This window comes from Cytobacillus sp. FSL M8-0252 (assembly GCF_038007345.1).
GTDB lineage: Bacteria > Bacillota > Bacilli > Bacillales > Cytobacillaceae > Cytobacillus > Cytobacillus kochii.
In genome coordinates this window covers 2,709,501-2,731,581 of the sequence record NZ_JBBOWZ010000001.1, presented here as the reverse complement: position 1 = coordinate 2,731,581, position 22,081 = coordinate 2,709,501, and the positions used below count along the sequence as shown (strand labels likewise).

The 22,081-nt window shown below is 36.2% G+C and carries 20 protein-coding genes; 15 read left to right on the top strand and 5 right to left on the bottom strand.

The annotated features are described in order from the left end of the window. Positions 1-164: 164 nt before the first annotated feature. From MKX83_RS13755 to fsa, 4 genes are all read left to right on the top strand, one after another. Positions 165-1,367: an MFS transporter gene (locus MKX83_RS13755; RefSeq protein ID WP_341055897.1), complete on the top strand. Its 1,203-nt coding sequence runs from the start codon at positions 165-167 to the stop codon at positions 1,365-1,367. Positions 1,368-1,485: 118 nt separating this feature from the next. Beyond that, positions 1,486-2,685, top strand: coding sequence for an NAD(P)/FAD-dependent oxidoreductase (locus MKX83_RS13750; protein WP_341055892.1), 1,200 nt, complete (start codon positions 1,486-1,488; stop codon positions 2,683-2,685). Between the two features lie 150 nt (positions 2,686-2,835). Next, complete coding sequence (gene gndA / locus MKX83_RS13745; RefSeq protein ID WP_341055890.1) at positions 2,836-4,251, top strand: NADP-dependent phosphogluconate dehydrogenase; 1,416 nt, start codon at positions 2,836-2,838, stop codon at positions 4,249-4,251. Between the two features lie 76 nt (positions 4,252-4,327). After that, positions 4,328-4,987: a fructose-6-phosphate aldolase gene (gene fsa, locus MKX83_RS13740; RefSeq protein ID WP_095373029.1), complete on the top strand. Its 660-nt coding sequence runs from the start codon at positions 4,328-4,330 to the stop codon at positions 4,985-4,987. Positions 4,988-5,293: 306 nt separating this feature from the next. Here the strand turns inward: fsa and MKX83_RS13735 are convergent, their stop codons facing one another. Beyond that, complete coding sequence (locus MKX83_RS13735) at positions 5,294-5,539, bottom strand: methionine aminopeptidase (RefSeq protein WP_095373030.1); 246 nt, start codon at positions 5,537-5,539, stop codon at positions 5,294-5,296. A 299-nt stretch (positions 5,540-5,838) separates the two neighbouring features. On the opposite strand from MKX83_RS13735, the gene MKX83_RS13730 reads away from it, so the two are divergent. Further along, positions 5,839-6,597 carry a TerC family protein gene (locus MKX83_RS13730; protein ID WP_095373031.1) on the top strand — a complete coding sequence of 253 codons (759 nt, stop codon included), beginning with the start codon at positions 5,839-5,841 and terminating at the stop codon, positions 6,595-6,597. A gap of 53 nt (positions 6,598-6,650) precedes the next feature. Here the strand turns inward: MKX83_RS13730 and MKX83_RS13725 are convergent, their stop codons facing one another. Further along, entirely contained in the window at positions 6,651-7,622 is a 972-nt protein-coding gene (locus MKX83_RS13725) for an ABC transporter substrate-binding protein (RefSeq protein ID WP_370873272.1), read from the bottom strand. 109 nt (positions 7,623-7,731) lie between these two features. Between MKX83_RS13725 and MKX83_RS13720 the strand changes: the two genes are divergently transcribed. From MKX83_RS13720 to MKX83_RS13705, 4 genes are all read left to right on the top strand, one after another. Next, positions 7,732-8,754: a FecCD family ABC transporter permease gene (locus tag MKX83_RS13720; protein ID WP_370873264.1), complete on the top strand. Its 1,023-nt coding sequence runs from the start codon at positions 7,732-7,734 to the stop codon at positions 8,752-8,754. Positions 8,755-8,756: 2 nt separating this feature from the next. Next, positions 8,757-9,773 carry a FecCD family ABC transporter permease gene (locus tag MKX83_RS13715; RefSeq protein WP_370873273.1) on the top strand — a complete coding sequence of 339 codons (1,017 nt, stop codon included), beginning with the start codon at positions 8,757-8,759 and terminating at the stop codon, positions 9,771-9,773. Between the two features lie 43 nt (positions 9,774-9,816). After that, on the top strand, positions 9,817-10,077 hold the full coding sequence (locus MKX83_RS13710) for a hypothetical protein (RefSeq protein ID WP_289433941.1): 261 nt from the start codon (positions 9,817-9,819) through the stop codon (positions 10,075-10,077). A 161-nt stretch (positions 10,078-10,238) separates the two neighbouring features. Continuing rightward, complete coding sequence (locus tag MKX83_RS13705; protein ID WP_340975249.1) at positions 10,239-11,333, top strand: metallophosphoesterase; 1,095 nt, start codon at positions 10,239-10,241, stop codon at positions 11,331-11,333. Between the two features lie 73 nt (positions 11,334-11,406). Here the strand turns inward: MKX83_RS13705 and MKX83_RS13700 are convergent, their stop codons facing one another. The 3 genes from MKX83_RS13700 to MKX83_RS13690 form a co-directional block, all read right to left on the bottom strand. Continuing rightward, positions 11,407-11,625 (bottom strand): methionine aminopeptidase, encoded by a 219-nt coding sequence (locus MKX83_RS13700; protein ID WP_095373037.1) that lies wholly within the window; start codon positions 11,623-11,625, stop codon positions 11,407-11,409. A 60-nt stretch (positions 11,626-11,685) separates the two neighbouring features. Continuing rightward, positions 11,686-13,902, bottom strand: coding sequence for an MMPL family transporter (locus MKX83_RS13695; RefSeq protein WP_341055873.1), 2,217 nt, complete (start codon positions 13,900-13,902; stop codon positions 11,686-11,688). Between the two features lie 487 nt (positions 13,903-14,389). After that, positions 14,390-15,106 (bottom strand): NAD-dependent deacylase, encoded by a 717-nt coding sequence (locus tag MKX83_RS13690; RefSeq protein WP_341058632.1) that lies wholly within the window; start codon positions 15,104-15,106, stop codon positions 14,390-14,392. Between the two features lie 218 nt (positions 15,107-15,324). On the opposite strand from MKX83_RS13690, the gene MKX83_RS13685 reads away from it, so the two are divergent. The 6 genes from MKX83_RS13685 (at position 15,325) to MKX83_RS13660 (ending at position 22,070) form a co-directional block, all read left to right on the top strand. After that, positions 15,325-15,789 carry a GNAT family N-acetyltransferase gene (locus tag MKX83_RS13685; RefSeq protein WP_095373038.1) on the top strand — a complete coding sequence of 155 codons (465 nt, stop codon included), beginning with the start codon at positions 15,325-15,327 and terminating at the stop codon, positions 15,787-15,789. 307 nt (positions 15,790-16,096) lie between these two features. After that, positions 16,097-17,452 (top strand): IS1182 family transposase, encoded by a 1,356-nt coding sequence (locus tag MKX83_RS13680; protein WP_191817413.1) that lies wholly within the window; start codon positions 16,097-16,099, stop codon positions 17,450-17,452. A 219-nt stretch (positions 17,453-17,671) separates the two neighbouring features. Further along, the gene (locus MKX83_RS13675) at positions 17,672-18,244 is read left to right on the top strand and encodes a histidine phosphatase family protein (RefSeq protein ID WP_341055870.1); all 573 of its coding nucleotides are present in this window, start codon (positions 17,672-17,674) and stop codon (positions 18,242-18,244) included. Positions 18,245-18,364: 120 nt separating this feature from the next. Then, the gene (locus tag MKX83_RS13670; RefSeq protein WP_341055869.1) at positions 18,365-19,417 is read left to right on the top strand and encodes a bifunctional transcriptional activator/DNA repair enzyme AdaA; all 1,053 of its coding nucleotides are present in this window, start codon (positions 18,365-18,367) and stop codon (positions 19,415-19,417) included. 151 nt (positions 19,418-19,568) lie between these two features. Then, positions 19,569-20,765, top strand: coding sequence for a M20 metallopeptidase family protein (locus MKX83_RS13665; RefSeq protein ID WP_095373041.1), 1,197 nt, complete (start codon positions 19,569-19,571; stop codon positions 20,763-20,765). A 15-nt stretch (positions 20,766-20,780) separates the two neighbouring features. Then, positions 20,781-22,070, top strand: a complete 1,290-nt coding sequence (locus MKX83_RS13660; protein WP_341055868.1) for an amidohydrolase — start codon at positions 20,781-20,783, stop codon at positions 22,068-22,070. The last annotated feature ends 11 nt before the right edge of the window (positions 22,071-22,081 follow it).

Below are 22,081 nucleotides of genomic sequence, written 5' to 3'. Positions count from 1 at the left end.
TACTTAGTATATATGAAAACGCTTACATAAACAATAAAAAATTTTCACTTTATTTCGACAAAAAAATAAGTAAAATGATCATACTTTATTGGAGGATTTTAAGCTATAATTGCTTAGATAGTCGAAATATAATATATTCATTTTTTTGAGGAAGAAGGTTGAACATGCACACGTTAGAAGGCAAGCTTTGGACCAGACAGTATATCATGGCCCTTATGCTTACTTTTTTATTTTTTTTAAGTTTACAATCCTTGTTAGGGGGATTTCCAATCTATGTTACTGCATTAAGTGATAACCCGACGTATGGAGGGTTAATGACTACAGCATTTATGATTGCTGCTGTTATATCTAGACTTTTCTTAGGATTTTGCTTACGGTATTTGAATCAAAAAGCGTTATTAATTCTATCTTTAATAGGTATGTTGGTGTTTATTTTTGTGACAACATTCACAAACTCTATCGTTCTATTCACTATCCTTCGCATACTACAAGGAATTGCTTTCGGTTTTATTACTACTTTATTAGCAACTATAACCACAAATTTAATTCCTGACCACCGTTTAGGTGAAGGAATCGGTTATTTTGGGTTAGCTACTAGTGTAGGTACAACAAGCGGACCTTTTTTAGCTATTTCAATGATTAATGTCTATTCATTTGAATCCGTTTTGTACTTTTCTCTTATTCTTATTATAGTGATTACAATTGGTAGTCTGGCGCTTAAAACTTCTCAAAACATAAATCAGCAGACAGTTAGTAAATTGTCAATAGTTGAATCCGCTTTTGATTCACGCGCTTTTTTACCATGTTTTTTAGTATTATTATTTTATTTTACGTTTGCTGGAGTGGTGAATTTTATTGAAGGCTTAGGAAGTTCTATTGGGGTTGGGGAACAAACCTCTTTATTCTTTCTCATCTTAGTGGCGATGCTCATTATCATTCGCCCATTTTCAGGGAAGATTTTCGATCGCTTTGGACATGCTTATTTAATATATAGCGCAACAATTGCAGCATTTATCGGGTTGTTACTGATTGCATTTGCAAAAGGTGTTTCAACATTATTTATTGCCGCTGTTTTTTATGGCATTGCATATGGTGTCATGCAACCGACATTCCAAGCTTGGGCTGTTAGACTCGTACCAAAAGAAAAAAGAGCGACGGCTAATGCCATGAGCTTAAGTTTTATGGATATGGGTTTAGCAATGGGCGCATTATTGCTTGGTATTGCTGCAAACGAAAAGGGATACGGTTTTATGTACATCCTATCTTCTTTACTCGCCGTCGTTATCTTTCTGCTCTATTTTGTTGCTCATATAAGAAGAAAAACCAAATTAACGCTATTGCCATCTCATAATAGAAAAGCTTCGTAAATGAGTAATGACATGGCCATTCTTTGTCATTACTTTCTTTCTTATCATGTTTCTTATACATATTTTATGGGGAAAGTAATGTCATGACCTTCTATAGGTTGATGAAAGGATAATGACAATGAATTTAAAAACTGGCAAATTATATTGGCCCATTACTATGAACAACGTGAAAAAGTATGGCTGCTTGCAAGAGAATAAGAAATGTGACGTGTGTATCATTGGCAGTGGTTCGAGTGGGGCTTTTCTTGCTTACCAATTAGCGAAAGAAAACATCCGAACAATCGTCATTGATAAACGAAAAATCGGTATGGGTAGTTCCTCGGCAAATACTGGATTACTACAATTTAGTAATGATAAATCATTTACATCTTATATTAACTCTTTTGGCATAAGGAAAGCGAAAATGCATTTACAGAACTGCTTTCGATCAATATCTAATTATGAAAACACCATTTTGCCTACTTTAGAAGATAATCCCGATTTTTTAAAAAGAAAAAGCTTATATTTTGCTTCTAAAAGTGAAGATATAACAATGCTGAAAAAAGAGTTTGCCAATTTACAAGCACATCAGTTTCCTGTGCGCTTTTTGTCAAGGAGAGATATGAGAGATAGTTGGTCCTTTGAAAAAGAAGGTGCCATTGTTACTGAAGGAGACGCTGAGATTAATATATTTAAAAATGTTCACTATTTACTAAGTGCGGCTAGTAAAAAAGGGGTGGACGTTTTTGAAGAAAGTGAAATTGTAGGTCAAAAATGGGGGAAAAATACGGTCGAATTATATACTGATAATAAAAACGTAATTGAAACGAAATATGTAATTTATGCTACAGGGTATGAAGCGCAGAGTGATATAGCTGAAAAGAACGGAATGATTGTAAGCTCATACGCTTTAGCTACTAACCCAGTTGATTATCAATGGCCAGAAGATATGTTAATTTGGGAAACTGCCAGACCATATTTATATTTGCGCCGTACATTAGATAAAAGAATCATTATTGGAGGTCTTGATGAGAAAACTTCAGACTCTAAAAAAAGAGATGGGATGTTAGTCCAGAAAAGGGATCAATTATTAAAACAATTATTTTTGTTATTCCCCACGTTAGAGGGTAAATTAGAACCTGTCTATTACTGGACAGGCTTTTTTGGAGAGACTCATAATGGCTTACCTATGATCAAACGACATCCGAATTACTCAAACGCCTATTATCTTCTCACATATGGCGGCAATGGCACGGTATATAGTATGATTCTATCGGATTTAATGAAGAAATTCATTGTCAATGGAGACTCAAACGGTATGGAACTATACTATCATTAGAGTGATATAGTGAGAAAGTTCACACAGTTTGTTCAATAATAGGATTGATTGTAATCACCCTTATCGTTTTGTATAATCACAGATGAGGGTTATTCTATTCTTGACTAAAGTATCAGTCAAGAAAAAATGAAAGACGAAAGGACCAATTAAATGAGTAAACAACAAATAGGTGTTATTGGATTAGCAGTAATGGGGAAAAACCTTGCTTTGAATATAGAAAGTCGTGGCTTCTCAGTAGCTGTTTTTAACCGTTCTAATGAAAAAACAGAAGCATTCTTACAAAATGAAGCAAAGGGCAAGAACTTTACTGGTGCTAAAACTATTGAAGATTTTGTTCAATCACTCGAAACACCAAGAAAAATCTTGTTAATGGTTAAAGCGGGTGCAGCGACAGATGCGACAATTGAATCGCTAAAGCCATATCTTGAAAAAGGCGATATCTTAATTGACGGTGGTAATACATATTTTGAAGATACCATTCGCCGTAATCAAGAATTAGCAGAAGAAGGCTACCATTTTATTGGTACAGGCGTTTCTGGTGGTGAAGAAGGAGCTTTAAAAGGACCTTCAATCATGCCAGGTGGTAAGAAGGAAGCATTTGACCTTGTACAACCAATTTTTGAAGCTATTTCTGCTAAAGTAAATGGCGATCCTTGCTGTACATACATTGGTCCAAATGGGGCTGGTCATTATGTGAAAATGGTTCATAATGGGATTGAATATGGTGATATGCAGTTGATTTCTGAAGCTTATTTTATCCTCAAACATGTACTTGGTTTAGAAGCGAATGAACTTCATGAGACATTTGCAGAATGGAACAAGGGTGAGTTAGATAGCTATTTAATTGAAATTACAGCTGATATCTTTACAAAAGTAGATGACGAAACTGGCAAACCACTTGTTGATGTGATTCTCGATAAAGCGGGTCAAAAAGGGACAGGTAAATGGACAAGTCAAAATGCTTTAGATCTTGGGGTACCCCTCCCGATTATTACAGAATCTGTATTTGCAAGGTTCATTTCCGCAATGAAGGAAGAAAGAGTTCATGCTAGCAAGATTCTTGCAGGACCTAAAGAAGACACCTATAGTGGAGACCGTGCGGAATTAATAGAAGCTGTTAGACAAGCATTATATATGAGTAAAATTGTCTCCTATGCACAAGGGTTTGCTCAAATGCGCGCAATGTCTGATGAAAAGAATTGGGATTTAAAATATGGCGATATTGCCATGATTTTCCGCGGAGGTTGTATCATTCGTGCCCAATTCTTACAAAAAATTAAAGATGCTTATGATCGTGAACCAGCATTAGCAAATTTACTATTGGATCCATATTTTAAGGGAATTGTTGAAAGCTACCAGTCTTCATTAAGAAAAGTTCTTTCTATTGCTATTGAACAAGGTATTCCTGTACCTGCATTCTCGAGTGCTATTGCTTATTATGATAGCTATAGAACGGCAACATTACCAGCTAATCTACTGCAAGCACAAAGAGACTATTTTGGAGCACATACGTATCAGCGAGTAGATAAAGAAGGAACGTATCATACTAATTGGATGGAAAAGTAACAAATGAAACTAGAAACGATTACCAGCTTTAGTATGGTATAATGTTAAAGGAAGCTAGAAAGGGAGGTATTTTACAATGAAATTTTTCATAGATACAGCAAATTTAGATGAAATTAAACAAGCATACAAGTTAGGTGTCCTTTCAGGCGTGACAACTAACCCTTCACTTGTAGCTAAAGAAGGGATTAAGTTTGAAACAAGAATTGAGGAAATTCTTCAAGCTGTTCCAGAATTAGAATCAGTATCTGCTGAGGTCACTCCTTCCGCAGAAACAGCTGAACAAATGATTGCAGAGGCTGAGGAACTGATTAAGATAAATAATGGTGATAAGAACATTACTATTAAAGTGCCAATGACAATGGCTGGCCTCGAAACAACAAGATATTTATCCAAAAAAGGTGTTAAAACAAACGTCACATTAATCTTTACTGTGAACCAAGCATTACTTGCTGCAAGAGCTGGTGCTACTTATGTTTCACCATTCTTAGGCAGACTTGATGATATCTCAGAAGACGGGATTAACCTTGTTGCTAAAATTGCTGAGTTATTCCGTATTCATCAAATAGATGCTCAAATTATTGCTGCATCTGTTAGACATCCGGATCATGTCACAAGAGCTGCATTAGCAGGCGCTCATATTGCGACAATTCCGTATAAAGTAATTGAGCAGTTAACGAAGCATCCATTGACAGATCAAGGGATGGAAAAGTTCGCTGCTGATTGGAAAACAGTATAAGCTTTTTTAAGCCCTCTCCTTCATTTTTAGGAGAGGGCTTTTTGATTGGTCTATTGTTCTATACTGATATTGAAAATTAATTGATATTGCGTGAGGAGAATGTGTTACCTAGTAATTAGAGCAGAGCTAAAAAGAGTATGTGTGCATACTTCGATAATGAAATGGGAATATATAGCTGAAAAACATCCTTTTCTCTGTCCATTCACGCTTTCCAGTTAAAGGCAATGGCAGTAACTTATACAAAACTCTTTGCCAAATAATTAAAGGCACTCAACATTCGACTTGTGTTGCTCAGTAGAAGTTTCGTTATTCGACTTGTTCATCCTCTGTGTGCTTTTCTCTTTCTTGAATAGTCACCCAATCATTGAAACGACCACTTCCTTCGCATCCTGGACAAAAGAGTGTATCAGAATGTAGGGAGTACATAAGGCTAGGATATAATAAAAAGCCTTGTCCGTAGCATTCTGGGCATCTATTACTTCGTTTCATCTTTTCTAAATGTTTATGTTCTCGTGCATTTTTCCATTGATTAAAAGATTTACCTAGACTCATCGGCTTCACCTCTGCATCGCTTTTTAATGAAGCGATAAATTGTCGTGATGCTAGACAAACTACTGTTAAACTTCATGCTTCAACTATGAAAGGTCTTGAATATACCCGTACATCTTATAGGGTGCAAAAGTTTGTAACCATTTCTGTTAATTATTATATTAAAAAGAATTATTTTTGCTCATACTTTATGAGAGGAAATGAAAAATATTTTGTTAGATTAACGAAACTTTCGGGTAGCGAATCTATTTGATATAATAGAAGAGTATAATAGGTTCAATTCATTTAAAGGAGTCTTGTCAATGGAAGTATTAAATCAGTTGTTATCCACCTATGCATCATTTTTTGATTGGTCAATGTGGAAAGAGGTTCTTACAGATCCTGTTTCTTGGGGTTATATAGGCACACTCATTGTCCTAGAAGGTCTATTATCAGCTGATAATGCATTGGTATTAGCCGTTATGGTTAAGCATTTGCCGAAGGAGCAGCAAAAAAAAGCACTTACTTATGGCTTAATTGGCGCTTATTTTTTCAGATTTTTATTTATCGGTTTAGGTATGTGGCTGATTAAATTTTGGTGGATTAAAGTACTTGGAGCTGCTTATTTAGCTTATTTAGTGATTAAACAATTTTGGTTTAAAACCCCTGAAGAAGATATCGACGGAGTAAAGAAAGACAGTTGGATGATTCGTACTTTTGGTGTTTTTTGGGGAACGGTTATTTCAGTAGAGTTAATGGATTTAGCTTTTTCTGTAGATAGTATATTGGCTGCCTTTGCTGTTTCAGATAAAGTATGGATTTTGTTAATTGGAGGTATGCTTGGTATTTTAATGATGCGTACAGTAGCTAAGTTATTTTTAGTGCTAATTGATAAGATTCCTGAGTTAGAGACAACAGCTTTTATTCTTATTGGAATCATTGCAATTAAAATGTTATTAAGTGTGTTCCATATAGAGATTGGACATATATTATTTTTTAGTATTATCATTGCAGCCTTCGTTATCACATTTTTTGTTCATATTTATCATAATAAACAAGGTGGACATGATCACGTGGCATAAGACAAGCAAAAAGGCTAAGATTCCAAAAGGAAAACTTAGCCTTTTTGCTTGTCTTATTTATTAAGAATAGTTTCTTCCACATCTTCAATGATTTGTGTATTCGCTATCGTTCCAGTGTATAACCACCCTGTGTCTCTAGAGAATTCATACACATTCTCATTTTTTACTGCCGGAATATTTGCCCATAAAGGGTCAGATAAGACTTCTGCTCCTTCACCATCACTATTAATAAAGAATAGGTGGTCCACATCCATATCTGCTAATTTTTCTAAAGAAATCGCAGACCAGTTCCCAGTAGCATCTGCTGAAATTTCTTCAACGACAGAAGGAACTGCCATACCTAGATCATTATAAATTACATCACCTGCAGAAAGATCCTTGCTTACGACAAATAAACTGTTATTCACTAACCAAATAGCTGCAGCAGATTCACCAGCATGATCTTTTTGTAGCTCTTCTTCAACTTGTGCTGCTTTATCTTCGTACTCTTTAAGAACTTCAGTTGCCTTATCTTCTTTACCGAAGATTTTACCAACTGTTTCAAGTTCTGTACGCCAATCACTATTTTCTTCTTCACCAATCACGTAAGTTGGCGCAATTTTCGCATATTGATCATATTTACCACCTTCAACCATACCTGCTCCATCCATAATGATTAAATCTGGATTTTGACTAGATACCGCTTCTAAAGGTAAATCATGAGCGATCGTAGGTACATCTTTTAAATATTCTTGAAGGTATTCTTGTTTGCCGTTAGCAACTGACCATTGTACAATAGGTGTAATGCCTAAAGCGACAAGATGATCTTCTAAGTATGTAGCAACTACTCGTTCAGGATTAGCAGGAATTGTTACTTCGTTTCCTAATGCATCAGTTAATACACGATCCTCGGTTTGCTCAGCTGCTTGGTTTGAGTCATTGTTACTATTTTCAGCATCCTCATTACCACAACCAAAAAGGGCAAGAGATGTTGTAATTGTAGCAATTAATAATAAGTTTTTTTTCTTGTGAAATGAAAACAAGATGTTAACCTCCTAAATGAACTATGATATAATTAGCCTATGCAAATGATAACAATTATCACTATCGATTACAAGATATTTCTTGCACAACTTGATGAAAGAGAGATACATAATGGCTTTACTTAATGGAACAAACACGAGTAGAAATCGTTTTTTTGCGATTATGATCGTCACATTTGGTACAATCATCCTTTGTTTATCGATGGCTGCTTCCATTGCTTTTGGTGCAGTGAATATTAATCTTTCAACTGTATGGGAAAGTGTTGTATCATATGACCCGTCTAAAACGACACATCAAATTATTATGAATTTAAGGGTGCCTCGAGTAGTGGCAGCAGCACTAGTTGGATCTGCACTTGCCATTGCCGGAGCAATTATGCAAGGGATGACAAGAAATCCACTAGCTTCACCATCTATAATGGGGGTTACCTCTGGCGCTACATTTGCAATTGCAGTTGCTTTAGCCTTATTTACCACTTTAAGTCCAATTGGAACTATGTTTGCTGCTTTTATCGGTGCAAGCATTGGAGCAGGGCTTGTTTTTGGTGTCGGAATGCTATCACGAAATGGGCTGACTCCTGTTAAACTGGCTCTTGCAGGTTCTGCTATTACGGCTCTTTTAAGTTCTATCTCGTCTGCAATTGCTATTCACTTTAATGTCGCAAAAGATTTAAGCTTTTGGTATGCAGGTGGTGTGGCTGGTATCCAGTGGGAAAGTGTAGTTCCTGCTATTCCTGTTTTTATTATAAGTATAATCCTAGCAATTATGATTAGCAGTTCCATTACTGTTTTAAGTATGGGAGAAGATGTAGCTATCGGACTAGGGCAAAAGACAGGTTTGATACGTACAATTGGTTTTATAGTTGTTTTGCTTTTAACTGGAGCAGCAGTTTCTATATCGGGTACGATTGGATTTGTGGGGCTCGTGATCCCACATATGATTAGGTTTTTAGTTGGAACAGATTACCGCTTAATCATTCCTTGCTCAGCAGTATTAGGTGGTCTACTACTTGTGTTAGCGGATATTGGTGCGAGAATGATAAATCCTCCTTTTGAAACACCAGTTGGTGCCATCATGGCATTGATCGGCGTACCTTTCTTTCTTTATTTAGCAAGAAGGGAAGGGGGAAGATAATGATGTATAAATCTAGGAAACAAAAATGGAAAGTGGTTGTATTCTTTCTAACGATATTATTAGCTTTACTCTTCATTGCTAGTTTGAGCTTTGGAGCCAGTTTTATTTCACCCGTTGCTATTTTCAATAGTGTTTTATCTTCTACACCTGGTCAATATGACTTAATTCTTTTCGAATTTCGTTTACCAAGGATTGTTCTAGCCATTTTAATTGGTATTGGTATGGCTGTTTCTGGTGCGATATTACAAAGTGCGACTCAAAACGGTCTAGCAGATCCGGGGATATTAGGTATTAATAGTGGTGCTGGATTTGCTGTAATTTTGTTTATCTTTTTTACACAAGGTATCAGATTTGAATCTGAGTTATTACAACTGTTTATTCTTCCTATATTTGCATTATGTGGGGCGCTGCTTGCAGCATTTTTGATTTATATTTTCTCGTGGAAAAAGTCTTCTGGTGTTACACCTATAAGGTTAATCTTAGTAGGTATAGGTATTAATGCGGCTTTTTCTGCTTTAATTATTATCCTCCAATTAAAAATGGACCCCCGTTCCTTTACACAAGCAACTGTTTGGTTATCGGGTAATATTTCTGGGGTGAGTTGGAGTTATACTTATGCTCTTTTACCATGGTTAATTGTGCTGTTACCCATTGTGTTATTCAAGGCGAGGTATTTAAATGTTCTTACACTAGGAGATGCGATGTCTACTGGCTTAGGTGTCAATGTCAATCGTCAAAGAAAATGGTTATTAATACTTGCTGTTGGACTAGCTGGTTCTTGTGTGGCTGTTGGTGGAGGCATTTCATTCTTAGGTTTAGTGGCTCCTCAACTAGCGAAAAAACTCGTAGGGCCAAGAAATGAAATTTTATTGCCTGTTTCAGCGTTAGTCGGTGCGGTGTTACTACTCTTTTCAGATCTTGTTTCACGTACCATTTTAGCACCTTCAGAAATTCCAATTGGCTTAGTCGTTTCTGCAATTGGCGCACCTTATTTTATTTATTTATTAATTAAAAGCTAAATCGACCATACTATCGTTAACAATAGATGAAGGGTATGAAAACATGGCTAAAAAGGAAGAAAATAATAGTAAGGAAATCGACCATCTCAACTCTATGCTTGCAGCTGTAATGAATTATTTAACAGATGAAACAGTCGAGGAGATAGACTTTGATTATCTTCTTGATTCTACTGAAGGACTGAGACAGTGGTGGAATGAGTATGAAGAACGACATAAGAAGGAAATTGCAAAAGAAATTAAACAATCTTTAGAGGGTTTATCTTTAAAAGAATTACAGCAAATCAAAAAACAAATCACACCTTAAAGTCTTCACAGTAAAAGTGGAGGCTTCTTTCTTTTTATATATGTAATAAAGTTATTTAACATTATTTTTGTAATTAAGAAGCAATTAGTTGTTTTCAACAAACGTCTCTGATAATATTTTTTACAGTTCTATACTTTATACATAATGTAAAGGGGAAAAATATGCTTACATTGTTCGTTGGCATCACAATGATACTTATTTATGGCTTAACTTGTTACTATATTGGCTTTAATACATGGCGTTGGTTAAGTAAAACATTTTCTTTTCGATTCAAAAAAACATTTATCGTGGTTGTTTTTCTTCTTGCAATATCATTTTTTGTTGGATTTGCGATTCATCTGCCGGTCATTGAATGGATTGGTGGATATTGGCTTGTCATTGTTGGCTATGGTATTCTCCTATTACCGATTATCAATTTGCTTTATTTTATTTCAAAGAAAAATGCTAAATTTTTCACTTACTCAGGGTGGGCGATGGTTGCGTTTTTTACGTTTGTCTTTGTATATGGTACATATAATGCATGGACTCCGATTGTGAGAGACTATCAAATAACAATCGATCAACCGACAGAAGCAAAAGAAGGGAAGTTAAAGGTTTTATTAGCGGCAGATTTGCATCTGGGTACGATTATAGGAAATAATCATCTTGAAAAGTTGGTGAAAATAGCGAACCAGGAGAAACCTGATATTATTCTTATACCTGGTGATATTATTAATGATGATATTACCCCATATGTAGAACAGGAAATGAATAAAACGATGGCAAAACTAGAAGCCCCACTTGGTGTTTTTGCTTCTCCTGGTAACCATGATTATTATGGTGGTGATAATGAACAGTTGAAAAAGGAATTAAATGAAATCGGTATTCATTATTTAATGGATGAAGCAGAAATTGTAAATGACCAATTTGTAGTAATTGGCAGAGAGGATTTAACGAACCCAAATAGAAAAACCATAGAGGAACTTATTGCTACGAATAAAACAAAAGATTTACCCGTTATTGTATTAGATCATCAGCCTCATGAGATTACAGAAGCACAAGTGGCTGGAGCAGATGTGATATTATCTGGTCATACACACAGGGGGCAGTTATTTCCAGCAAATTTAATTACTGCGAAATTGTTCGAGAATGATTGGGGTTATATGCAAAAAGAGCAATTACATTCTTTTACTACTTCAGGATTCGGATTATGGGGGCCAACACTACGTATAGGATCTCAATCAGAAGTAATGATCATTGAAATAGATTTTCGATAAAAAACCATCTCCAGAGATAATGCTGGAGATGGTTTTCCTATGTTTGTCTATTTAAATAAATTCAGGAGGAATATCATTTAATTTGGTTACTTTCCCATATATCATACTCACCACTGCCATTACAGCTTGCACAGTAGTAGGCATCGTCGTCCATAAACATATATTCTTGACCAGCAAAATATTGAAATCCCTTTCCACGACAATCAGGGCATTTTTCGAGATCTTTCATCTTCTCTACGTGATTAGCATATCTTGTTTCACGCCACTCGTTAAAAGCATTGAGTAATCCCATGAAAGTCCCTCCTTACTTTTTCTACTAGTTTGCATCAAAGTGTGGAGAGATATACCTACTTTATTTTTTTAATGTGTCTTCACAATTAGAAGTAATCTTTCTCTTTTTAGTAGTCCAAACAAGAAGTGTGGGTAATAAGAAACCACGAACAACAAAAGTATCCAGTAAGATACCAATAGCCATCGTCATTCCGAAAAGATATAATTCCTGTAGAGGTTGTGTGATAAGCACTGCAAAAGTTGCTGCTAATATAACCCCTGCAGACGAGATGACACCACCTGTTAGCGTCACGCCTTCTTTCACAGCTTGAATCCATTCAACTTCTTTTGCTCTTTCCTTAATTCTTGCTAGCAACATAATATTATAATCAATTCCAAGGGCTACCATAAAAACAAATGTATAGACGGGTATTCGATAGCTGATGGCATCTAGCCCTAGTAAGTATTTAAATATCAACCAACTGAAGCCTAATGAGGCAAAATAAGATAGTAAAATAGTTGCTACCATAAGGAACGCCAATTTAAATGATTTGGTTTGAATTGATAGTAGCCCTATCAGCAGTAGGGTAACAAGTGTTATCAAAACGATAGTATCCCGTTGATTCATAGATTGGATATCAACTAATTTAGCCGTTTGTCCGATTAAATATAGTTGAGTTTCTTCAGAATCAAAACCAGCATTTTTCATTAACTCATCTTTTTGTTGCAACAAGCTTTCCACCGTATCCATACTCGATTGTTCATAAGGGTGATCATCTAGTATAATTTGAAAGGAAAAACTATTTAGAGAATCTGATTGAAAACCTTTTGGTAATGATACTTGTGCAGATACCATCTCATCTGTAATGGAAGGCGAAATAGTTGATATTCCTTCTGTTTCTTCTATACTTTTTGCCAACGCCTGCAAACTTGCTACATTTTCTGCAACATTGTTAGTCGCAATTTGATCTTGATGTACTAACACTGTTAACGGCGCTAATTGTCCGGCTGGATAGTTCTCTTCTAAGATTTCGAAACCTACACGTGAGGATAAATCTTCGGGAAACGATTTTAATAAATTATAAGAAGGACTAATCGTGCTGAATTGATAAGCACTAAGTCCAAAAATAATTAATAGTAAAACAGCCATTCTTTTTGGGTATGTCACAATCAATTGACTAGCTTTTTCCCAAAACGGATGCTTATTAGTATCTGCTGCATCCATTTGAGGAATAAAAGGCCAAAAGGCTTTTCTTCCAAATAAGGCAAACATGCTGGGAATCAAGGTTAAACCTGCTAATAAGATTAATATGACAGCTACAGCAAACACTGGTGCAAAATGATTATAGGGCTTAAAAACAGTAAAAAATAATGTCAGCATTGCCATTAATATAGTACCGCCACTAAAGAAAATAGGCTCAGCTAAAGGTGTAGCCGCATGGTGCATCGCTTCATAATGAGACGGATATTTCTTCAATTCACTTCGATACCTAGAAAAAATAAAAAGACTATAATCAGTTATGACAGCAAATAGAAGGACGAGCATAATAGAGATACTGGCACTATCGACAGTAAACCAATCCCATTTTCCTGCTATACCAAGGATGCGGTCAATCACACCATATGCGATTAAGGCAATTATTACTGGTATGATTGCAATGATTGGTGAACGGTAAATGACCATCAGTAAAAAGAATATTAGTAAGATGGTTGTAATCATAAGCACAAAGTCTGCATTTTTAAAAAGGGTCACTGTATCAGCGGATATACCTGCTGGTCCTGTTATTTCGAACTGAATATCTGTTGCTCCCATCCGTGTGAATTGATTACGTAAAGAGTCAAATGCCTGATTAGCGACATCAGAATCTATATTTTCTTTTAAAGATGCATTTATAATTAAAGTGGATTGATCTTTAGAAAACATTTGATTTTGTATAGATTCATTAAATTGATGAAAAGGGAGGACAGAAGAAAATGCTTCTGGCTTGTCATCAGTTGTTAACCATTCACTAAAAGAAGTAATTTTTTCTCGATCTTCAACTTTAAGACCACCTTCACGGTGGAAAACGAGTAAAGCAGTTAATCCATCATCTGATGGATATTCTTCTTCGTATAAGTCTTGAGCGATTTCTGATGGCATTTTGCCAGATATACTGCTTTCACTACTATTTGAAGCATATTCTTTCGAACTAGGTGCAGTAAAACTTAATAGGATCATAAAGACGATCCAAAAGAATATGACCCATTTAGCTCCTTTTTTACTGCTGGAAAATTGCACGATTTTTTTTAATGATTTCATTATTCGTTTCATCTCCTTCAAAATCAATCCTATCTAGCTAATTTGAACGGAGAATGAACATTAGATGACATTTGATTCAGCCTAAGCCAACGTATGCAAAGAAAATAAAAAAACATGTTAGATTATTTAACAAAATAGATGCAGAACGAAAAGAATCATAATATAGTAAGTATATGATCCTAAGCCCCACTTGGGAGGAAGCCTGATAACTATTGTTATCAGGCTTTTTTTGATCGTTGTGGTTACCGTCTGAAAAATTTAGTCATTTTAGAAATGAAATGATGGAAATATGACAATTTTGATAGTGGGGAAGTTCTCTATGAGAATGAAGAAAAAATTAATTATATGCCTACATGAATCCAAAAGCGAAGATGAGCTTAACCGAGGTAAAACAACGTGTTCTGAATAGAAGGAATGAACGAATGATTTTTATTACAAAGTAGAATGTATAACGCTCGTTTAATAAGTTATATCGAATTTTCTTAAATTAAATGCTATGTAATTGTTGATCCACAGCGGATAATACTTCTCCAATCTTCCTCTCATTAATGACTAAGTCAGCATAATGATCGAGATCGGTTGATTCTTCATTAATGATTATTAACTTTGCTCCTGCTTCTTTTGCGATTAAAGGAAATTGATTGGCTGGGGCTACAGAAAGAGAGGAACCTAAAACAATAAAAAGGTCGCAAAATGAAGAGAGATGCGACGCATCTTCGAAAGCTTTATTTGGTAACTGCTCACCGAATAATACGATAGACGGTCTTATCTTACCACCACAGTGACATTTGATTTGTTGCTTTATAAAATCTTCCCTATCCTTTGTCTCCCCACAGCTTTGACAGTGAAATCTTTTTAATGTACCGTGCAGTTCTGCTACATGTGTAGAACCTGCTTCTTGATGTAAACCATCAACATTTTGCGTAATAATACCTTCAATTAACCCTTGTTTTTCCCATTGTGCAAGAATGCTATGCCCTTGATGAGGCTTTACAAGCTGTATACTGTTCACTCTTTCTAGATAAAATTGCATAAAATCACTGAGTTGATTGTTCAATGCGTCAATACTAGCTAATTGCTTTGGGTCGAATTGCTTCCATAGTCCTGTAGATGAGCGGAAATCTGGTAACCCACTTTCTGTAGACATACCAGCCCCGGTAAAAACAACTGTTGCATGTGCATTATTCAGCCACTTTGTTAACATATCCAATTTCCTCTCCGCCTTTCATTACTTTTTATTATTATAGACAATCAAGTATCGAAGGAAAAGAAATTCAGATTATGGCTAGATTTTATATGATGTTATTTGATATTAACTATAGCGTTTGTTTAAAAACTTGATGATATAATGGCCATACACACCACAGATGATCAATCAATGTGAAAGCTTCATAAGAGTTGGAAGACTGGGGGATTTGTAAAATGATAAAAACAATTGATATTACTAACTTTGAGTCAGCTCAAGAGGTGTTCTCCATTCAAATCGCAGCATATAAAATAGAAGCGGCGATTATTGGTTCATATGATTTACCCCCATTAAAAGAGACAATAGAAACGCTGCAAAATTGTGGGGAATCTTTTTTTGGTTATTACAGCGAAGAACGGTTATATGGGGTTATATCAATCAATATTGATAGGCATGTGATAGAGGTTTGCCGTTTAGTGGTCCACCCAAACTTTTTTAAAAAGGGAGTTGCACAAGCACTATTAAACTTTATTGAGAATGAAAACAAGTCAAAAAAACTGAAGGTTTCGACAGCAACTAAAAATACACCAGCAGTCAATTTTTATAAAAAAAATCGTTTTCAATTGGTGGGCGAGAAGATAGTAAGTGAGCATATTACTTTGGCTTTTTTTGAAAAAAACGAGAAAAAGCTTGATAGATAAAACGAGTTTGAAATTGAAAACTAATAAATTCGCCCACCGAGCAGACTTTGTCACTAGGTGGGCCACAAGGCGAAGCAAACTGGTTTTAGCGGGAAAGAAATTTTTATTCGTTAATATCTTATGATATCAGGACAAGTATGTGCATCATACGAATAAAAAAATAAGAAAAATCGGTATGTAAAACAATAAGAAAGGGATTGAACAATGTTCAATCCCTCAGCTTGTAGACAAAGTCTAAGAATTAGACCAAGTCTACAAGCTTTTTTTGTATAATAGAATGGAATCGATTTTTTGTGGGGGATATAAAATGTTATCAAAACACGTTGAAGATGGAAGAAATCAAATTGAAATGGTTGCGTTGGATCAACTTGTTCCAGATGATCATCTGGTCAGGAAGGTTGAACAATCGATTGACTTTGAATTCATTTATGATCTGGTAAAAGATAAGTATTGCTTAGACAATGGTCGACCGAGTGTTGATCCCGTTGTTCTAATTAAAATGGTCTTCATACAATACCTTTTCGGCATACGCTCAATGCGTCAAACCATAAAGGAAATCGAAACCAACGTGGCTTATCGATGGTTTATTGGCTATGGGTTCACCGAGAAGATTCCTCATTTTTCAACCTTCGGTAAAAACTACGCACGACGCTTTCACGATACAGATCTATTTGAACAAATTTTCTATCGCATTCTAAAAGAAGCGATGACCAAGGGATTGGTCGATCCATCCATTGCTTTTATTGATTCTACTCATGTAAAAGCGAACGCTAATAAGAAGAAATTTGAAAAAAAAATAGCCCGAGTCGAAACGAGATCATATCAGAATCAGTTAGATGAAGAGATTAATATCGATCGTGAGAAACACGGAAAAAAGCCCTTCCCCCCGCAGAATAAAGAAGAGTCAAAAGAAATAAAAGTTAGCACGACAGATCCTGAAAGTGGTTATTACGTAAAAGATGAACGCGAAAAACTATTTGCGTATTCGTTTCATACGGCGAGCGACTCCCGTGGGTTTATCTTAGGGTCACTGGTCACCGGAGGGAATGTTCACGATAGTCGGATGTTGGACAAACTCGTCACTCAAGTCACAGATAAAGTCGGTAAGCCCCATTCTATCGCTGTTGATGCAGGATATAAAACACCACACATCGCTAAATTCTTAATGGACCAAGACATCAGACCTGTTATGCCTTATACACGTCCAAAAACGAAAGACGGATATCTTAGAAAATACGAATACGTTTACGATGAATATTTTGACGCCTATCTATGTCCCGAAGGACAAATTCTATCTTACCGTACGACGACAAGAGACGGGTACAAACAATACGCTTCAAATCCTTTGGAATGTAAAGACTGTCCTCTGTTAGAACGTTGTACGCAAAGTAAGAATCATACCAAAATGATTCATAGACATGTATGGCAGGAGTACATAGAGGAAGTAGATCATTTGAGACATACCGAACGTAATAAAACTCTATATGCGAAACGTAAAGAAACGATCGAACGAGTCTTTGCGGACGCAAAAGAAAAGCATGGCATGCGTTGGACGACCTTAAGAGGTATTAAAAAAGTTTCAATGCAGGCGATGCTTACGTTCGCTGCCATGAATCTTAAGAAATTGGCAAACTGGACATGGCGAGGGTCATGTCCAACCTAAAAAAGAAGAAAAATCTTTGACAACAATAGAAAACCCCACCTTCGCTTAATGCAAAGTTGGGGTTTGTCTACGGTCTGAGGGATTGAACAATGTTCAATCCCTATTTCAAAAGGGGGGGAATTTGTTTATGTCCTAGCTGTATTATTAATATACACATAAAATATGAATAACCTATGAACGCAAGATGAAAAAAGCGTTAACTTTTTGGAGGGGAAAAGAATGACGACGATTTGTTTGATTAGACATGGAGAAACCGATTGGAATGCTGCGAGAAGAATTCAAGGTAGAACGGATATTATCCTAAACGAAAAAGGAAAGCTACAAGCGAAGCAATGTGGAAACTATTTTTCTGGAACGGATGCAGATGTAATGATTGTAAGTCCCTTGAAAAGAGCCCGACAAACAGCAGAAATTATAAATGAGAAGCTGCAATTACCTATTGTTGTCATGGATGAATTTATTGAAAGATGTTTTGGAGAAGCAGAGGGAATGACTTATGAAGAAAGAAAAGAGCAGTTTCCATCACATAATATCCCGGGTTATGAAAGTGATAAAATATTAATGGAAAGATTAAAAATCGGTTTATCAACCATTCATTATCAATATCCTCATAAAAAAGTCCTTCTTGTTGCACATGGTGCGGTGATTGGCACACTACTAAATCATTTTTCAAAAGGAGAAATTCATCAAAAAAAAGACCGTCTATTAAATGGTTGTATTAATACAATTACTTTAAAGAAAAAAGACTGGCTCATAAAAGAATATAATATAACCCATCATCTATATGATTGAAATAACTTAGAAAGTGGGATAAACCAAAAATAAAAATAGTTGTTCATTTTTCGAAAGAAATCTTGCTTAGTCTCGCTATAATTATAGTAGCGATTAACCGAAATAAAGGAGGGGGCAACTATGGTTATAGGCGAGGAAAAGGCAAGAGAGTTTTATCAAGCTTTAGTTGACAGAAATCCAAAATATGATGGTATTTTCTTTGTTGGTATAAAAACAACCGGTATCTTTTGTCACGCGACCTGTTCGGCAAGAAAGCCTAAGTATGAGAATTGTGAATTTTTCTTAACTGCAGAGGAAGCATTATTAGCAGGATATCGCCCTTGTAAGCGGTGTACACCATTATTCTATCCAAATAGCATTCCTAAAGAAATTGAGAAATTAGTTGTAGCCGTTGAGGGAAGCCCGGAAAAAAGATGGAAGGAAGCAGATTTTCGAGAAATTGGTATCCATTCAGCAACTGCCAGAAGAAGGTTTAAAGAAATTTATGGAATGACATTTGTGCAGTACGCCCGCTCAAGAAGAATGGGTATCGCCTTTAAAGAAATATTAAATGGAAAAAAAGTCATAGATCAACAAGTATTACTCGGGTATGATTCATCGAGTGCGTTTAATGATGCTTTCTCAAAGATTTTTGGTAGGTCTCCTAAGAGAGCTTCTTTATCGATATTATATGCAAATATTGTATCAACACCTCTAGGGCGGATGATCAGTATTAGTGATGAAAAGTATTTATATTTATTGGAATTTGTTGATAGACGTGGACTTGAAAAAGAGATAGAAAACTTAAGAAACAAACAAAATGCGCGAATTCTACCAGGGGATACAAAGATTAATAGAAACCTAGAAGAGCAGCTCAAGCTTTATTATGCTAAACAACTTCGACAATTTACAATTCCTTTTATCCTTCAAGGAACTCCTTTTCAACTCGAAGTATGGTCTCTTTTGCAAAAGATTCCTTATGGACAAACTGTATCTTATCGGGAAATTGGTCAGCTATTAGGAAGTAGCAATTATGTAAGGGCTGTCGGAAATGCGAACGGAGCCAATCAAATAGCCATTATAATACCGTGTCATCGTGTGATTAAAGCAGACGGTAAATTAGGTGGATATGGCGGAGGAATAGAAAGGAAGGAGCATCTTTTACGTCTCGAGACCGAGAGTGAAATAAAATGAGTAACTGATTGGATATTTTTCTATTCACAAAAGAAATTTACGTAAATTTTTAAAAAATTCTCGGATTTCCCTCAAATTTGATTCATTTTAGTGTATTATCGGAATTGATAAGGAATTTTTCCTTAATGATTTGATAGAGGGAGAGATCATTATGACCGTTTCTTTTAAAGGCGAAGCAAAAGAAATAGCTACTGAATTAACATTGTTTAGACGTGAGCTTCATGAGTATCCAGAGCTAAGTGGCGAAGAAGTACAAACATCTTCGAAAATACAACAGAAATTAAACGATTATCAAATACCATATCAAACTGGTTTTGCAAAAACTGGTATTCTAGCAATTATTAAAGGGGCAAAACAGGGACCGACAGTATGTTTAAGAGCGGATATTGATGCCCTACCGATTGAAGAACAAAGTGGTGTCTCTTATTCTTCGAAAGTAAAAGGTGTGATGCATGCTTGTGGTCACGATAGCCATGCAGCAATGTTATTAGGAGCTGGAATTATTTTAAATAAACATAAAGGCAACATATCCGGCACAATCTTGCTCTTATTTCAACCAGCGGAAGAAAAGTCTCCAATAGGTGGAGCGAAAATCATGATGGAAGATGGTGTATTTGATGAATATAAACCGTCTGTTATTATTGGTCAGCATGTATGGCCAGACCTTCCGCCAGGTCAAATAGGAGTTAGACCGGGACCAATGATGGGTAACTCTGATCGATTTTCTTTGAAAATCACTGGTTCAGGTGGGCATGCAAGTATGCCCCATACGACAATAGATGCAATTATTATAGCGAATCAAGTAATTACAATGTTGCAAACGATCGTAAGCCGAAACATTGATCCGCTAGAATCGGCGGTAGTCACAGTTGGTAAGGTGTCTGGCGGTGTTGCCCATAACGTCATTGCGGAAGAAGTAATTATTGAAGGTACAGTAAGGACTTTAACAGATAAGGTAAAAACACAAGTGAAGAATCGTTTTCATCAAATCGTAACAGACACTGTTAAGGCGCTAGGTGGACGTGTCGAAATCACATACCTTGATGGTTATCCTTCCACAGTAAACACTCCGGAATGGGCTGAAAGAGTAAAGGAAACAGCGGCAAAATTTGTAGGTAAGGAAAATGTCCCAGAAGTCGCACCCTCAATGGCAGGAGAGGATTTTGGCCGCTTTTTAAAAGAATATCCAGGTGTATATTATTGGCTAGGTTGTTCAATAGGAAATAATCAAAAGCCGCTTCACAACCCTTCTTTTCAACTTGATGAAAACATTTTGCCGATCGGTATGGAATTAATGGCTCAAGTTGCCATTGATACAATTGAACAATTACAAAGTAAGGGTTTATAGGAGGAATTTTTTTCAATGGAAGCATTCATAAAAGACATCACCCCGTATTTAACTAAAATGAGAAGAATGTTTCATGCATATCCAGAGGTAGCGTGGACAGAGTATGTGACAACTGCAAAAATTGCTGAAGAGATAGAAAAGCTTGATTTTGAAGTAGAGATGGGACAAGCGATTCTCCATCCACATACAAGAATGGGGTTGCCAACAGAAGATCAGATAGAAAAAGAAGAACAAAGAGCGATGGAAGCGGGCATAAATAAAGCGTATTTATATTTAATGAAAGGTGCTTTTACGGGACTTAAAGCTTATTTCGACACTGGTCGAAAAGGAAAACATATTGTTCTACGATTTGATATTGATGCCCTGCCGATTAATGAAGCAGAGGATGAAGCACATTTTCCTTTTGTGCATGGGTTTCATAGTAACAGAGCGGGCTATATGCATGCGTGCGGTCATGATGGGCATACCGCCATTGGTTTAGGTGTGGCGCATTTTATTCATGAAAATCGCCATCAATTAAACGGACGTTTCACCTTGTTATTTCAACCTGGAGAAGAAGGCGGACGAGGGGCAAAGCCGATGGTGGATAAAGGATTGTTAGATGATGCCGATGTCTTTTTAAGCGGACATATAGGGATCCACTCATTAAACATTGGTGACATCGTTGCAACAACAGATCAGTTCTTAGCGAGTACAAAGATAAACGTTGAATACTTTGGCAAATCAGCACATGCTGGATTAGAGCCAAATGAAGGCAGGAATGCTCTATTAGCCGCTGCAGCCTCTTCATTACATTTAAATGGTATTACGAGACACGCAGGGGGTGCGACGCGCATCAATATAGGAACACTAGAGGCTGGAAGTGGCCGAAATATTATTGCTGATTATGCGAAAATGCAATTAGAAACCCGAGGTGCTTCAACTGAACTTAATGAAGAGTACATGGTCCTCGAAGCCATGAGAATAATTCAAGCTAGTGCAGCACTATATGATGTCACAACAAATGTTGAAATCGTTGGCCAAGCGCCAAGTGCAGAGTGTCAAGAAGAATGGGTGGATTTTATTAATGAGGCAGTGAAAGCAAGTACAAATATTAAAAATGTGATTCCGAAATTACCTCTAGGGGCTTCTGAAGACGCTGCCTTTATGTTAGAGAAGGTGAGGGATAATGGGGGAGCGGCGAACTATATGTTATTTGGAACACCGCTCGCTGCTGGACATCATCATCCATGTTTTGATTATGATGAAGAGGTACTGCCTATCGCCGTTGAATCAATTTGTCGTGTGATTTTAGGATGGCAATAAGTTAAAAAAGA